Source organism: Roseburia sp. 499 (assembly GCF_001940225.2).
In the GTDB taxonomy this organism is placed as follows: Bacteria; Bacillota; Clostridia; order Lachnospirales; family Lachnospiraceae; genus Petralouisia.
The window spans coordinates 1,618,991-1,635,506 of sequence record NZ_CP135164.1 but is presented as its reverse complement, the minus strand read 5'-3'; the positions used below and the strand labels follow the sequence as shown (position 1 = coordinate 1,635,506).

General features: G+C 37.7%; 13 protein-coding genes. 12 read left to right on the top strand and 1 reads right to left on the bottom strand.

What is annotated here, in order from left to right; translation table 11 throughout:
- Nucleotides 1-5 precede the first annotated feature (5 nt).
- The 6 genes from pheT to BIV20_RS08135 all read left to right on the top strand — a co-directional run bounded on the left by pheT (nt 6) and on the right by BIV20_RS08135 (nt 8,778).
- Nucleotides 6-2,426, top strand: coding sequence for a phenylalanine--tRNA ligase subunit beta (gene pheT / locus BIV20_RS08160; protein ID WP_075719877.1), 2,421 nt, complete (start codon nt 6-8; stop codon nt 2,424-2,426).
- Nucleotides 2,426-3,451: a tRNA preQ1(34) S-adenosylmethionine ribosyltransferase-isomerase QueA gene (gene queA / locus BIV20_RS08155; RefSeq protein WP_075719875.1), complete on the top strand. Its 1,026-nt coding sequence runs from the start codon at nt 2,426-2,428 to the stop codon at nt 3,449-3,451. The genes pheT and queA overlap by 1 nt, the downstream gene beginning before the upstream one ends.
- Before the next feature lie 223 nt (nt 3,452-3,674).
- Nucleotides 3,675-4,778: a 3-isopropylmalate dehydrogenase gene (gene leuB, locus BIV20_RS08150; protein WP_075719873.1), complete on the top strand. Its 1,104-nt coding sequence runs from the start codon at nt 3,675-3,677 to the stop codon at nt 4,776-4,778.
- 32 nt (nt 4,779-4,810) lie between these two features.
- Nucleotides 4,811-6,493, top strand: coding sequence for a biosynthetic-type acetolactate synthase large subunit (gene ilvB / locus BIV20_RS08145; protein ID WP_075719871.1), 1,683 nt, complete (start codon nt 4,811-4,813; stop codon nt 6,491-6,493).
- A gap of 40 nt (nt 6,494-6,533) precedes the next feature.
- Nucleotides 6,534-7,613, top strand: coding sequence for a 3-phosphoserine/phosphohydroxythreonine transaminase (serC, locus tag BIV20_RS08140; RefSeq protein WP_075719869.1), 1,080 nt, complete (start codon nt 6,534-6,536; stop codon nt 7,611-7,613).
- A 1-nt stretch (nt 7,614) separates the two neighbouring features.
- The gene (locus tag BIV20_RS08135) at nt 7,615-8,778 is read left to right on the top strand and encodes a phosphoglycerate dehydrogenase (RefSeq protein ID WP_075719867.1); all 1,164 of its coding nucleotides are present in this window, start codon (nt 7,615-7,617) and stop codon (nt 8,776-8,778) included.
- 84 nt (nt 8,779-8,862) lie between these two features.
- Here the strand turns inward: BIV20_RS08135 and BIV20_RS08130 are convergent, their stop codons facing one another.
- Nucleotides 8,863-10,125 (bottom strand): HD domain-containing protein, encoded by a 1,263-nt coding sequence (locus BIV20_RS08130; RefSeq protein WP_075719865.1) that lies wholly within the window; start codon nt 10,123-10,125, stop codon nt 8,863-8,865.
- 123 nt (nt 10,126-10,248) lie between these two features.
- Here BIV20_RS08130 and BIV20_RS08125 point away from each other — a divergent pair, with 123 nt between their 5' ends.
- The 6 genes from BIV20_RS08125 to recO all read left to right on the top strand — a co-directional run bounded on the left by BIV20_RS08125 (nt 10,249) and on the right by recO (nt 16,478).
- Nucleotides 10,249-11,172 carry a mechanosensitive ion channel family protein gene (locus tag BIV20_RS08125; RefSeq protein ID WP_075719863.1) on the top strand — a complete coding sequence of 308 codons (924 nt, stop codon included), beginning with the start codon at nt 10,249-10,251 and terminating at the stop codon, nt 11,170-11,172.
- A gap of 109 nt (nt 11,173-11,281) precedes the next feature.
- Entirely contained in the window at nt 11,282-11,485 is a 204-nt protein-coding gene (locus BIV20_RS08120; RefSeq protein ID WP_075719861.1) for a cold-shock protein, read from the top strand.
- Between the two features lie 135 nt (nt 11,486-11,620).
- A complete protein-coding gene (locus BIV20_RS08115) occupies nt 11,621-14,536 on the top strand; it encodes an insulinase family protein (protein WP_075719859.1) in 2,916 nt (971 codons plus the stop codon).
- A 17-nt stretch (nt 14,537-14,553) separates the two neighbouring features.
- On the top strand, nt 14,554-15,462 hold the full coding sequence (gene era, locus BIV20_RS08110; RefSeq protein WP_075719857.1) for a GTPase Era: 909 nt from the start codon (nt 14,554-14,556) through the stop codon (nt 15,460-15,462).
- Nucleotides 15,463-15,562: 100 nt separating this feature from the next.
- Nucleotides 15,563-15,760, top strand: a complete 198-nt coding sequence (locus BIV20_RS08105; protein ID WP_143524519.1) for a hypothetical protein — start codon at nt 15,563-15,565, stop codon at nt 15,758-15,760.
- The gene (gene recO, locus BIV20_RS08100; protein WP_075719855.1) at nt 15,699-16,478 is read left to right on the top strand and encodes a DNA repair protein RecO; all 780 of its coding nucleotides are present in this window, start codon (nt 15,699-15,701) and stop codon (nt 16,476-16,478) included. Before BIV20_RS08105 ends, recO begins: the two co-directional genes overlap by 62 nt.
- The last annotated feature ends 38 nt before the right edge of the window (nt 16,479-16,516 follow it).

The following is a 16,516-nucleotide window of genomic DNA, read 5'->3' as shown; positions in this document are numbered from 1 at the left end:
ATATTATGAAGACATCATTATCATGGATTAAGGAATATGTGCCGGAACTGGATGTGACAGCACAAGAATATACAGATGCAATGACCCTTTCCGGTTCTAAGGTAGAGTGGTATGAAAAATTGGATGCAGATTTGGACAAAATTGTTATTGGACAGATTGAAAAAATTGAAAAGCATCCGGATGCGGATAAATTAGTTATTTGTCAGGTAAATATTGGAACAGGAGAAAATATCCAGATTGTAACCGGAGCACCGAATGCAAAAGAAGGATGTAAAGTACCTGTTGTATTAGATGGCGGAAGAGTTGCCGGTGGACATGACGGTCAGAAAACACCGGGTGGTGTAAAAATAAAAAAAGGAAAATTAAGAGGTGTAGAGTCTTTCGGAATGATGTGTTCCATTGAAGAATTGGGTTCTACCAAAGATTTTTATCCGGAAGCACCGGAAAATGGACTTTACATTTTTGATGACGATGCAGTCGTTGGGGAAAGCGCTATCCATGCGTTAGGATTGGACGATACAGTGGTGGAATATGAGATTACTTCTAATCGTGTAGATTGCTTCGGTATCCTTGGAATTGCAAGAGAGGCGGCAGCTACTTTTGGAAAAGAATTCCGTCCACCTGTAGTAACAGAAACCGGAAATAGTGAAAATGTAAATGATTATATTAAGGTTAATGTACACAATACAGATTTGTGTCCAAGATATTGTGCAAGAGTGGTAAAAAATATCAAAATTGCACCATCACCAAAGTGGATGCAGCAACGATTGGCAGCACAGGGCATTCGTCCAATTAATAATATCGTAGATATTACAAACTATGTTATGGAAGAATATGGTCAGCCAATGCATGCTTACGATTTAGATACCATTGCAGGAAAAGAAATCAATGTACGTTGTGCTGAAAAGGGAGAAAAGTTCGTTACCCTGGATGGTCAGGAACGTACTATGGATGATTCGGTGCTGATGATTTGCGATGGAGAAAAGGCAATCGGTATTGCGGGTATCATGGGTGGAGAAAATTCCATGATTACAGATAATGTACAGACAATGTTATTTGAAGCAGCATGCTTTGATGGAACCAATATTCGTCTTTCTAGCAAAAAGGTGGGATTAAGAACAGACGCATCCGGAAAGTTTGAAAAGGGACTAGATCCGAATAATGCAATCGATGCCATTAATCGTGCCTGCCAGTTAATTGAAGAATTAGGAGCAGGAGAAGTAGTCGGTGGTGTCGTAGATGTTTATGGAAAAGTAAAGGAAGGAAGAAGAATTCCTTTTGATGCAGATAAAGTAAATAAATTATTAGGAACTGACATCGATAAAGAAACTATGATAGGCTACTTTAAGAAGATTGACTTGGATTACGATTATGAGAAAAATGAAGTTGTTGTTCCTTCCTGGAGACAGGATTTAGAACGATTGGCGGATTTGGCAGAAGAGGTAGCAAGATTCTATGGATATGCTAATATCCCTACTACTTTACCAAGTGGTGAGGCAACTGCAGGTAAGAAGTCCTTTAAGATGCGCGTAGAAGATGTGGCAAGAGATGTAGCCGAATTCTGTGGATTCAGTCAGGGCATGACTTATTCCTTTGAAAGTCCGAAAGTATTTGATAAGTTATTATTGCCTCAGGACAGCGAATTAAGAAAGACAGTAGTGATATCTAATCCGTTGGGAGAAGATTTCAGTATTATGAGAACTATTTCTCTGAATGGTATGCTGACCTCTCTTTCTACCAATTATAATAGAAGAAACAAAGATGTACGTCTTTATGAATTGGGAAATATTTATTTGCCAAAACAGGTTCCGGTAACCGAGTTACCAGAGGAACGGATGCAGTTCACTCTTGGAATGTACGGAGAGGGCGACTTCTTTACTATGAAAGGTGTGGTAGAGGAGTTCTTTGACCGCGCAGGACTTCATGGAAAAGAGACTTACGATCCAAATGCAGGCAAGCCATTCCTTCATCCTGGAAGACAGGCAAACATCATTTATGATGGCAAGGTAGTTGGTTATTTAGGTGAGGTACATCCAACTGTAGCAGAAAATTATGCCATCAAAGATAGAGTATATGTAGCGGTGATTGATATGCCACATATTGTGGAAATGGCAAGTTTTGATCGTAAGTATGAGGGAATTGCAAACTTCCCGGCAGTGACTCGTGATATTAGTATGGTTATGAGTAAGGACATCATGGTAGGAGATATTGAAAAGGTATTTGATGCTAAGGGTGGACAGTATCTGGAGAGTTATAAGTTATTCGATATCTATGAAGGTGCGCAGATTAAGGCTGGATTTAAGTCGGTAGCATATTCCCTGACCTTCCGTGCAAAGGATAAGACTCTGGAAGAAAATGACTATGCACCTGCTATGAATAAGATATTAAAAGCATTAGAAGAAATGGGAATAGAATTGAGGAAGTAATGGACGTCAAAGATTTTTATTATGATTTGCCGCAGGAATTGATTGCGCAGGATCCGTTGGAGGATCGATCCAGCTCCCGACTTCTGGTTTTAAATAAAGAGACAGGAGAAATGGAGCATACGAACTTTAAACATATTATTGATTACCTAAATCCGGAGGATTGTCTGGTGCTGAATAATACCAAAGTTATTCCAGCAAGACTTTTCGGTGAAAAGGAAGGAACTCAGGCAAAAATAGAAATCCTTCTTTTGAAACGAAAGGAAAATGATATCTGGGAGACTTTGGTGAAACCAGGAAAAAAGGCAAAACCCGGTACGAAAATTATTTTTGGACAGGGGCTTTTGGTAGGAGAAGTGTTGGAAGTTGTGGAGGACGGAAACCGTCTGATTCAGTTTTCATATGAAGGAATATTCGAAGAAATTTTAGACAGGTTAGGTCAGATGCCGTTGCCACCTTACATTACTCATCAACTGAAGGATAAGAACCGCTATCAGACCGTGTATGCAAAACATGATGGGTCTGCGGCGGCGCCTACCGCGGGATTGCATTTTACTCCGGAGTTGCTGGAACAGATAAAAGCAAAGGGAATACGAATTGCAGAAGTAACTCTTCATGTGGGACTTGGAACATTCCGACCGGTAAAGGTAGAAAATGTGCAGGAGCACCACATGCATTCCGAATTTTATATGGTGACACAGGAAGCAGCGGATATTATTAATGAAACCAAGAAAAAAGGTGGCAGGGTAATATGTGTTGGAACTACAAGTTGCCGTACTATAGAATCCGCAGCAGCAGAAGATGGAACTTTACGAGAATGTAGTGGTTGGACGGATATTTTTATCTATCCGGGGTATCAGTTCAAAGTGTTAGATGCATTAGTTACGAATTTTCATCTTCCGGAATCTACTCTGGTGATGTTGGTATCTGCACTGGCTAGCCGAGAAAACATTATGAATGCTTATGAAACGGCAGTAAAGGAAAAATATCGTTTTTTCAGTTTTGGAGATGCCATGTTTATAAAATAGTTTAAGAACGTAAGAACAGGATATGTAGTATATCCTGTTTTTACATTATGGAAAAATTATAAAAATAACATGTGTGAATGGAAAGGGGAAATATATATAAGCTCAAGTTATAATAGTCATGAAAAAGAAAAATGTCTTTTTTAGTTGAAATTCTTGCATAAATATACTATAGTAATACTAATAGACTTTAATATGCTAAAGTAATTAGGAAGGAAGACAGTGTATGAATTATAAGGTAGGTGTGATTTCTGGGGACGGAATAGGACCAGAAGTCGTGCGGGAAGCAAAAAACGTTTTGGATAAAGTAGGAAATGTATTTGGACATAAATTTTCTTATGAAGAGATTTTATTGGGTGGTGTATCTATTGATGCAACCGGAGTACCGTTGACAGATGAAGCGATTGCACAGGCAAAAAGTTCTGATGCAGTTTTAATGGGATCTATTGGTGGAAACACCAGTACTTCACCATGGTATAAACTTCCGCCGGAATTAAGACCGGAAGCAGGACTTCTGAAATTGCGTAAATCATTGAATCTGTTTGCAAATTTAAGACCGGCATATTTATATGAGGAATTGAAGGCAGCATGTCCGTTAAGAGATGATATTATCGGTGACGGGTTTGATATGATGATTATGCGTGAATTGACAGGTGGTCTTTATTTTGGAGAAAGAACAACAGAAGAGCGTAATGGTGTCATGACTGCAGTGGATACTCTCACCTATACAGAAGATGAGATTCGAAGAATTGCAAAGCGTGGTTTTGACATTGCACTGAAACGTAGAAAGAAAGTAACCAGTGTAGATAAGGCAAATGTATTGGATTCCTCCAGACTTTGGAGAAAAGTAGTAGAGGAAGTGGCACAGGATTATCCAGAGGTTATTTTAGAACATATGCTGGTAGACAACTGTGCTATGCAGTTGGTAAAAGATCCAAAACAATTTGATGTGATTTTGACAGAGAATATGTTTGGAGATATTTTATCAGACGAGGCAAGTATGGTGACTGGTTCTATTGGAATGTTATCTTCTGCAAGCTTGAATGATACAAAATTTGGTCTGTATGAGCCAAGCGGCGGTTCTGCACCGGATATTGCAGGAAAGGGAATTGCTAATCCGATTGCAACCATTTTAAGTGCAGCTATGATGCTTCGTTATTCTTTTGATTTAGATAAGGAAGCAGATGCAGTAGAACATGCAGTAAAACAAGTGTTAAAAGAAGGATATCGTACCATTGATATCATGCCTCAGGAAGAGGTGAAGAAGGCAGAAGTAAAACAGGTTGGTACTGTAGAAATGGGAAAACTGATTGCCGAAAGAATTAAATAGAAAAATTGTTGTAGAAAGCGAGGTTCATTAATATGCAGCTGACAGGAGCACAAATAGTGATTGAATGCTTGAAAGAGCAGGGTGTGGATACTGTCTTTGGTTATCCGGGAGGAGCCATTTTAAATGTATATGATGAGTTATATAAACATAAAAATGAAATAAAGCACGTATTGACTTCTCATGAACAGGGAGCATCTCATGCGGCAGACGGTTATGCACGTTCCACCGGAAAAGTTGGTGTTTGTCTGGCTACTTCGGGGCCGGGGGCAACGAATCTTGTAACAGGAATTGCAACTGCTTATATGGATTCTGTGCCTATGGTGGCAATTACATGTAACGTAGGAGTATCATTACTTGGAAAGGACAGTTTTCAGGAAATTGATATCGCAGGAATCACAACTCCAATTACCAAACATAATTTTATTGTAAAGGACATTGAGAAGTTGGCAGATACAATTCGCCGTGCATTTCGGATTGCGCAGACGGGCAGACCGGGGCCGGTGCTGGTGGATATTCCGAAGGATGTTACTGCAAATAAAACAGAATTTCAGCCGATAAAGATTGAACCAATTCCGAGAATTTCAGAAGATATTACGGAAGAAGCATTGAAAACGGCAGTTGATATGATACAGAATGCAAAGAAACCATACATATTTGTAGGTGGCGGTGCTGTTATTTCAGAAGCCAGTCCTGAATTGCTGGAGTTTGTAGAAAAGGTTCAGGCACCGGTAACGGATTCCCTGATGGGGAAAGGTGCTTTTGATGGAAATCATCGATTATATACCGGAATGCTTGGAATGCATGGAACCAAGGCATCAAATTATGGTGTAAGCGAATGTGACTTATTAATTGCAATTGGTGTGCGTTTCAGTGACCGTGTCATTGGAAATGCCAAGAAGTTTGCAAGTAATGCTAAAATACTTCAGTTTGATATTGATCCGGTAGAAGTTAACAAGAATATTCTTACAGACGCTCACATAATTGGAGATGTCAAGGAGATTTTAACAAGGCTGAATGAAAGAATTGAACGGCAGAATCATGACCAATGGATTGCGAAGGTTTTGGAATATAAAGAAAAATATCCGTTAACTTATCACGATACCGGATTAAGTGGTCCTTATGTGATAGAGGAAATTTATAAAGAGACAAAGGGCGAAGCTATTATGGTAACGGAAGTAGGGCAGCATCAGATGTGGGCAGCCCAATTCTATAAGTATAGTAAGCCGCGTACCTTGTTGACTTCCGGTGGTCTTGGAACCATGGGATACGGACTAGGGGCAGCCATTGGTGCACAAATAGCGAATCCTAACAAACAGGTAGTGAATATTGCAGGAGATGGATGCTTTAGAATGAATATGAATGAGATTGCTACGGCAGTACGTCAGCAAATCCCGCTAATACAAGTAGTAATTAATAACCATGTATTAGGAATGGTTCGTCAATGGCAGACACTGTTCTACGAGCAGCACTATTCAGAAACTGTGTTGAATGATGGTGTGGATTTTGTGAAATTGGCAGAGGCCATGGGAGCAACAGGATATCGTGCAACTACCAGAGAAGAGTTTAAGGAAGCTTTTGGCAAAGCATTGGAAAGCAAAACCCCTGTATTGATTGACTGTATCATTGATAGTGATGATAAGGTATGGCCAATGGTAGCGCCGGGGGCTGCTATCAGCGAAGTTTTCAGTGAAGAAGATATGAAGGCAAACAAATAATTTTAATATTTACATAAAGGTAAATTGAGGAGGAAAAAACATGAGCAGAGTTTACAATTTTTCAGCAGGACCAGCGGTTTTACCGGAAGAGGTCTTAAAAGAGGCAGCAGATGAAATGCTGGATTACAAAGGAACAGGAATGTCCGTAATGGAGATGAGTCATCGTTCTAAGGCTTATGATAATATTATCAAAGAAGCAGAAGCAGATTTACGCGAGTTAATGAATATTCCTGACAATTACAAGGTAATGTTCTTGCAGGGTGGAGCATCTCAGCAGTTTGCGATGATTCCTATGAATTTAATGAAAAATAAAAAGGCTGCATACATCGTAACAGGACAGTGGGCAAAGAAAGCATATCAGGAAGCACAGATTTACGGAGAAGCTGTTAAGGTAGCTTCTTCTGAAGACGAGACATTTTCTTATATACCGGATTGCTCTGACCTGGATATCCCAGAGGATGCAGACTATGTATATATCTGTGAAAACAATACTATCTACGGAACAAAATATAAAACACTTCCAAATACAAAGGGTCATACCTTAGTAGCAGACGTTTCTTCCTGCTTTTTATCTGAGCCGGTAGACGTAAGCAAATATGGAGTGATTTACGGTGGAGTTCAGAAGAATATCGGACCTGCCGGTGTAGTAATTGTTATCATGAGAGAAGATTTGATTACAGAGGATACCCTTCCGGGAACACCAACTATGTTAAAGTATAAGACACATGCAGATGCAGGTTCCCTTTACAATACACCACCAGCATATGGAATTTATATCTGTGGTAAAGTGTTCAAATGGTTGAAGAAAATGGGTGGCTTGGAAGTAATGAAGCAGCGTAATGAAGAAAAAGCAAAGATTCTTTATGATTTCTTAGACCAGAGCAAAATGTTCAAAGGAACTGTAAGAAAGGAAGACCGTTCTTTAATGAATGTACCTTTTGTTACAGGCGATAAAGATTTAGATGCAAAATTTGTAAAAGAAGCAGAAGCTGCCGGATTTGTAAACTTAAAGGGACACAGAACTGTAGGTGGTATGCGCGCAAGTATTTACAATGCAATGCCAAAGGAAGGCGTAGAAAAGTTAGTTGAGTTTATGAAAAAATTTGAAGAGGAGAATTAAAATGTATCAGTATCATTGTTTAAATCCAATTGCAAATGTAGGATTGGACTTATTTGACGAGAATTATAAAAGAGTAGAGGATATGAAGGATGCTCAGGCTGTTCTGGTAAGAAGTGCTGCAATGCATGACTTGGATTTGCCGGAAAATCTTTATGCCATTGCAAGAGCAGGTGCGGGTGTAAATAATATTCCATTAGAAAAATGTGCAGATGCAGGAATCGTTGTATTTAATACACCGGGTGCCAATGCAAATGGTGTAAAGGAATTGGTATTTGCAGGAATGCTGCTTGCTTCTCGTGATGTTATTGGCGGCATCAACTGGGTACTGGATAATAAAGATAGTGAAACAGTTGGAAAAGATGCAGAAAAGGCAAAGAAGGCTTTTGCAGGATGTGAAATTGCCGGAAAGAAACTGGGTGTTATCGGACTTGGAGCAATCGGTGTAAAGGTAGCAAATGCAGCGACACATCTTGGTATGGAAGTATATGGATATGATCCATTTATCTCTGTTAATGCAGCATGGAGCTTGTCTCGTAATGTAAAGCATATCAATGCAGTAGAAGAGATTTATCGTGAATGTGATTATATTACAATTCATGTACCATTACTGGACGATACAAAGAAGATGTTAAATGAAGCAGCATTCAATCAGATGAAAGATGGTGTTGTTGTACTTAACTTTGCAAGAGACCTTTTAGTAGATGAAGAAGCTATTTTAAAAGCAATAAAGGCAGGAAAAGTAAAGAAATATGTATCTGATTTCCCAAATGCTACAACAGCAGGACAGGAAGGTTGTATTGTAATTCCTCATCTTGGAGCTTCTACAGAGGAATCAGAAGACAACTGTGCAGTCATGGCAGTAGAAGAAGTAAGAGATTTCTTGGAAAATGGAAATATTCGTAATTCTGTAAACTTCCCAAATTGTGATATGGGTGTGTGTGAAGGTGCTGGACGTGTAGCGGTACTTCATAAAAACATCAAGGGTATGATTAGCAAATATACTGCTGTAATGGAAAGCAATAATATTAACATTTCTGATATGACAAATAAGAGTCGTGGAGATTATGCATATTCTCTGATGGATATTGATTCTCCTGTAACAGAAGCGGCAGTAAATCAGTTAAAAGAAATTGAAGGCGTATTAAAGGTAAGAGTTGTAAAATAAAAATTATATAATGCGTGTGGTAGAAAAAGAGACAGCGTGGTTTTCATTCGTGAAAATCACGCTGTCTTGTGTTATTTGAAATAATTAATGATATTTATGATTATAATGAAGAAGTACCATGTTTAAAGAGTGATAATCATTCATCATCTGTCGATAAGCATCATTTAGAGCGGAACAGGAAATTTTTGTTTCCTGGATGATTTTATGGTATTGTTGTTCTAAAGAAGAAAGAATTTTGTCATCCATAGAACAGATACGGTACTTGGTGCGTAAAAAATTAATCAGTGATTTATGGTGCATAATATCCATATTAGAATCTAACGTCAGTGCATTACTGAGTAGACAGGATAGTGCAACTACCTCTGAAGCAGGTGTAGGTGAAAAGGTAATTGGTCGTTCTTCCGCCCAGCAGTTCAGAATAAGGAAAGATTGTTCAATAATTTGAAGAACCTGTTCATCTACATTTCCCATTAAAATATTCTTCGTAATTTTCTGTGTAGAGTTTTTATAAATATCTTTTAAATAAGAATCATAATCCTCTTTGTTATTGATGCAGGAAAGCAGAGATATTTTTCCAATATTGTGAAGAAGGGCAGAAAGTTCTACTACTTCACGGGGAAACAGTGGTAGAGTTGTTGCAATATTTCTGCTAATCTGAACAGCATAAGCAGTATGGAGAGCAGAATATTCATTTCGAAAATCTATGGCAAAAATGAAAAGAAGAAGATAATCGTGTATTTGATCTTCCGTAAAGGTCATAGTTGTCATATATTCTGCCAGTTCTTCTCGATAGCTACCAGTATGTAATGCATCTAAAATATGGTATTTATCATCTGTTTGTTGAAACCAGAGGACGTCCTCCGGAGTAAAAATGGAGTCATGATATTTTTCTAAAAACGGAAGTAGACGTTTGGTGTCATTAAATTGACAGAAAATGTCAACCCTGTCAGCAAGATATAAAATACGCGCAAGGCTACGATGGTAATTGCTGATGGGCACAGAATAATATTGAGCATTGCATTGGTGATGATATAAAATAATGTTGGCATATTCCTTTAGTGGAGAAAAAGTCTGGAAAAGGAGATAACCGAAAACGGAATGCTCCAGAGAATCATTTTGGTCAAAAGAAAGCATAGCATCTATTTCAGCTTCTCTGTAGGCGCCAATATCATGAAGCAGTCCGAGCATAAAAATATTCTGTTTTTCCTGTGAAGAAATCTCGGATTTGTCTCTAAACATCTGCATGAGAATATAAGCTACACGTTCTCCGTGACTATCCAGACGTGGATCAATATAACGAAATGCACGACAAATAATATCAGTGATATTAATCATTGGTTCCTTCAATATTCCTCACCTCCATAGTATATTAATATTATAGTGAATTTAAAACTCTGTGTCAATGAACACGGTTGCAGAGAAAAATAATCTATGTTACCATAGGGGCAGAAAAAAGAAGGAGCAGGAAGAATGTTTTATAATATAAGTCGTATAGGAAATGTACTTGCAAAAGCCCAAGAAGTATCAGAACTGGAAGAAGAATTAGAAAAAATGTCACAGCCGGGAGTACTTAAGGATTATTTGGAGGGATTAGTGCCGGGGATGTTGGGATTTGCGTTGCGAGTAGTAATTGCTATCATTATTTATTTTATCGGTGGCAAGATTATTAAGTGGTTGCGCAAGGTTTTGAAAAGAGCATTGCAACGCTCTAATGCAGACGAAGGAGTACAACAGTTTCTGGATTCTTTTGCAAAAGTAGCTTTGTATTTTATATTGATATTAGTTGTAGTAAATCAACTTGGAATTGAGACCACGTCAGTAGTAGCATTGTTAGGTTCTGCAGGATTAACCATAGGACTTGCATTGCAGGGAAGTCTCTCTAACTTTGCAGGCGGTGTATTGATTTTACTATTCAAACCTTTTAAAGTAGGCGATTATATTATTGAAGATACGCATAAAAATGAAGGAACTGTTTCAGAAATTATGATTTTTTATACCAAGCTTCTAACGGTAGATAATAAGATGATTGTAATTCCCAATGGTGTTCTTGCAAATGCTAGTCTCACAAATGTGACAAAGCAGGAAAAACGCAGGTTGGATTTGTTTGTTGGCATTTCTTATGATGCAGATATAAAGAAAGCTAAGAAAGTATTGCAAGAGTTGCTTATGCAAGAAACAGCACGCATTATGGAAGAAGAGGTTAATGTTTTTGTAGATGCGTTAGAAGACAGTTGTGTAAAACTAGGATGCAGGGTATGGGTAAAGGCAGACGAGTATTGGCAAGCAAAATGGCGTTTGACGGAAAAGATGAAGGAAAATTTAGAAGAAGCAGGAATTGAGATACCATATAACCAATTAAGTGTTTCTGTAATTTCGGAAAAAAACAAAAAATAGCACAAAAAGCGCCTTGTTTTCGTTGACATCTATGGTAAAATATGCTAATCTTAAATACGAGGCAGGTACAACCTGCAGATATTTTTATGTATTTAGGAGGAAGTGTTTCATGCAACAGGGAACAGTAAAATGGTTTAATGCAAAAAAGGGTTACGGATTTATTTCTGATGCAGAAGGAAAGGATGTATTTGTACATTTTTCCGCATTGGTTATGGATGGATTCAAGGAATTAAAGGATGGAGAAACAGTTGAATTCGAAGTAGTAGATGGTGATAAAGGACCACAGGCTTCTAATGTAAGACGTATCGCTTAATCTATTGATTCAGATAAAAGACGAACCGGAGGTTGCTCAATATGAGCAACCTCTTTGCGTGTATAGAAATATTGTGCTATAATTGGATGATAATTGGAAAGAATAAATAATAGAAAAGAAAAAAGGACGAATATTATGAATTTAGAGAATTGTAAAGCATATGAATTAATTGAAACGAGAGAATTGAAGGATATTAATTCGGTAGGATATTTGTTGCGCCACAAAAAGAGTGGCGCAAGAATTAGTTTGATTTCTAATGATGACGAGAATAAGGTGTTTTATATTGGATTTCGAACGCCATCTTTGGATAGTACCGGAGCAGCTCACATTTTGGAACATTCTGTATTGTGTGGTTCGAAAAAGTATCCGGTAAAAGATCCTTTTGTAGAATTGGTAAAGAGTTCGTTAAATACGTTTTTGAATGCTATGACATATCCGGACAAGACTATTTATCCGGTGGCAAGCTGTAATGATAAAGATTTTCAAAATTTGATAGAAGTATATATGGATGCAGTATTTTATCCGAACATTGCAGAACATAAGGAGATTTTTTGTCAGGAGGGCTGGCATTATGAGATGGAGGATATAAATGCGCCTCTGACTATTAATGGTGTGGTATACAATGAGATGAAGGGAGCTTTTTCCTCACCGGAAGAAGTATTAAGTAGAGAGATATTAAGCACCCTTTATCCGGATACTTCTTATTTTTATGAGTCAGGCGGAGACCCGGATGTGATACCAACTCTTTCTTATGAGAAGTTTCTTGCTTTCCATAAAAAATATTATCATCCATGTAATTCCTATATTTATTTATATGGAAACATGGACATGGAAGAAAAACTGAATTGGATGGATAAGGAATATCTTGGAAAGTATGATTCTATTGATGTAGAATCAGAGGTAAAATGGCAGGAGCCGTTCAAGGAAGTAAAAGAAGTAAAGATACCATATAATATTGCAAGCGGAGAATCATTGGAAGATAATACTTATCTTTCTTATAATATAAGCACCGGAACAATTTTGGATAAGACACTGTATGTAGCATTTGACATTTTGGATTATGCGCTGTTAAGTGCTCCGGGAGCTCCTTTGAAACAAGCTTTGTTAGATGCCGGAATTGGTAAGGATATTATGGCGTCTTTTGACAATTATACCTTGCAGCCAATGTTTTCTATTGTAGCAAAGAATAGTAATATTGAGAAAAAGGAAGAATTTCTTGCTATTATTCGTAAGGTATTAGAAGACCAAGTAAAGAATGGAATTAATAAGAAATCCCTTTTGGCAGGGATTAATAGCTTCGAGTTCAAATACAGAGAGGCAGATTTTGGACAATTTCCGAAAGGATTGCTGATGGGTATCAAGTGTTTGGATAGTTGGATTTATGATGAGAAACAGCCATTCCTACATTTGGAAGAATTAGAAGTAATTGAGTTTTTGAAGAAACAGGTAGAGACGGACTATTTTGAACAATTAGTACAGAAATATTTATTGGATAATACTCATGCGGCAGTAGTAATTGTAGAGCCACAGTACGGACTAAATGCGAAGAAGGAAGAGAAGCTGGCAAAAGAATTAGAGGCATATAAAAATTCCTTAAGTGAAGCTGAAAAGCAGGAGATTGTGGACTTTACGCATCATTTGAAGAAATATCAGGAAGAGCCATCTGCACCAGAGGATTTAGATAAGATTCCAACTTTAACAAGAGAAGATATAAAAAGGGATGCAGAAAAGCTTTATATTCGCGAAAAGTATCTGGATGACACATTGATGCTATGCCATGATGTGGATACTAACGGAATTGCTTATTTTAGTTTAATGTTTGATGTGACAGACATGCCTGCACATCTGATACCATATATGGGATTGATGAAAGCGGTATTAGGATATGTGGATACGGAGAACTACACTTATCCTGAACTTGCAAATGAAATTAATCTTCATACAGGTGGAATTTTTTCAAACATTGGTTCTTATGCTCATGTGAAAAAAGAAACTGTCAGCCTGAAATATGAGATAAAGGTAAAAACACTGTATAAAGAAATTCCAAAGACCATGGAAATTATTCGTGAAATACTTACCAGCAGTAATTATGGTCAGCAAGAGCGTTTGTATGAGATTCTGGCACAATTGAAGTCAAGATTGCAGATGAGTATGAGTAGTTCCGGGCATTCTATTTCGGCAGTGCGTGCAATGTCTTATTTCTCTGTTAGTGGAAAGTATAGCGATATGACAGAGGGAATTGAATTTTATCAATTAATCAAAGATTTGGAAGAACATTTTGAGGAAAAGAAAAATCAACTGAGCCAGACCTTGAAGGAACTGGCAGGATATATCTTCCGTAAGGATAATCTTATGATAAGTGCAGGAGCACAGCCTGAGGGACTTGCGTTACTGGAAACAGAAGTTCTGAAAGTGAAGGAAATATTGAAAGAAAAGAATTTGGATGTAAAGGAAGAGCCGTTGCAACTGGAGAAGAAAAATGAAGGATTTTTGGATGCTTCTCAGGTACAGTATGTTTCGAGAGCCGGAAACTTTAAAAAGGCAGGTTATGAATACACAGGAGCTCTTCGTATTTTGAAAGTACTTTTAAGCTATGATTACCTCTGGATTAATATCAGAGTAAAGGGTGGAGCTTATGGTTGTATGAGTGGATTTACCAGAAGAGGAGATGGATATTTTTCTTCTTACCGTGATCCAAATTTATCTAAAACAAATGAGATATATGAAGGCATTCCGGAGTATCTGAAGAATTTTAGCGTGGAAGAGAAAGATATGACAAAATATATTATTGGAACCTTCAGTGACGTGGATACCCCGCTGACGCCGGCAGGAAAGACCGGAAGAAGTGCAACCGCATATTTGACCGGAGTTACTTATGATATGATACAAAAAGAACGTCAACAGATTTTAAATGCAACCCAGGAAGATATCCGTGCACTTTCTGGAATCGTAGAGGCAATTTTAAAAGAAGATGCCCTCTGCGTTATCGGAAATGAAGAAAAACTGAAAGAAGAAAAAGGATTATTCAAAGAGTTGAAGAATCTTTATTAAGGATTAGGGAGAAAAGTATGAATCAAAATTTTAAATCAGGATTTGTAACACTAATTGGAAGACCAAATGTAGGAAAGTCTACATTAATGAATCGTTTGATTGGTCAGAAGATTGCCATTACATCTAAGAAACCGCAAACCACCAGAAATCGAATTCAGACAGTATACACGGATGAGAAGGGACAGATTGTATTCTTGGATACACCGGGAATTCATAAGGCAAAAAATAAGTTGGGAGAATACATGGTAAATGTAGCGGAGCGGACATTAAATGAAGTTGATGTAGTGCTCTGGCTGGTAGAACCAACCAATTATATTGGTGCAGGCGAACAGCATATTTTGGAGAAACTCCGGAAGGTAAAAACACCTGTAATTCTGGTAATAAATAAGACAGATATGGTGAAAAAAGAAGAAATTCTTTCTTATATAGATACTTATCGGAAAGAATACGACTTTGCGGAAATTGTCCCATTATCTGCACTGAGGGGACAGAATACGGATATTCTGGTAGATTTGATTTTTAAATATCTTCCCTATGGTCCGATGTTCTATGATGAAGACACCATTACAGATCAACCGGAACGGCAAATTGTAGCAGAGTTGATTCGAGAAAAAGCATTGCATGCGTTAAGCGAAGAGATTCCACATGGAATTGCCGTAACTATTGAACGTATGAAGGAACGGGAAAACGGAAGTATTATTGATATTGATGCTACCATTATCTGCGAGCGAGATTCTCATAAGGGAATTATCATAGGAAAGGGCGGAAGTATGTTGAAAAAAATTGGTACTAACGCTCGCTTTGAGATAGAACGTCTTTTAGATAGCAAAGTAAATTTAAAACTCTGGGTGAAGGTGAAAAAGGACTGGCGAGACAGTGATTTTCTTATCAAGAACTTTGGCTATCGTGAAGAGGAAGACTACTAAAAACTTCTTGCAAATTTGCCATTTTTTATCTGGTATTATCTATCATGTTCAGGGACAACCTAATAGTACAGAAAGAACAAAAGTACAAGGGGGAATCAATATGATAGAACCAGAATGGATGAAATTTGAAAGTACAGGTAGCGTAACCGATTATTTAAACTATAAGGGACATATGGAAGGTGGTGCGACATCTTCCATGATAGAGCAAGAAGAAAAAGGCAGGAGCGTGGCGGTATATGGGACAGACCATAGTGCTGACGGGCATGGTGTTATCAGCAGTCCCGGTGGGCGAATATGATAAAAGAATAACGCTTCTGACCAGGGAAAGAGGAAAAATATCGGCATTTGCCAGAGGTGCAAGAAGACCTAATAGCCAAATGATGGCAGCCAGTAATCCTTTTTCCTTTGGACAGTTTGAAGCCTATGAAGGACGTAGCTCCTATACGGTGTTAAAAGCAGATATTTCTAATTATTTCAGAGAACTTACCGTGGATTTGGATAGTGCATATTATGGTTTCTATTTTATGGAAATTGCAGATTATTATGGTCGGGAAAATGCAGATGAAATACATATGTTAAAGTTATTGTATCAGTCGTTACGGGCATTAGAAAATGCACATTTAAATAATCGGTTGGTACGACGAATTTTTGAGTTGAAGGCAATGGTGATTAATGGAGAATATCCAAATGTATTTTCTTGCCTGAAGTGTGGCAAGAACGAGAATCTTACGCATTTTCATGTAAAAAGTGGTGGAACCCTATGTAGTAGTTGTGCAAAAGGTGTACCATCCTTTTATATAGATGAATCGACTCTTTATACCATGCAGTACATTATTACTTCTAGTATTGAAAAGTTATATACTTTTGCAGTATCAGAAGAAGTTCTGGAAAAATTGGAGAAAATTATGAATGAGTATATGAAAAACTATATTGACCGCAAATTTCATTCTTTACAGGTACTAGAAGAGAATGAGGGGTTTGCTGCTGGAATTCTGACGGAAAAAGATGGGAGATAGCGGTTGCAATAAGTTGTGGGAAAGAGTATAATATTTAA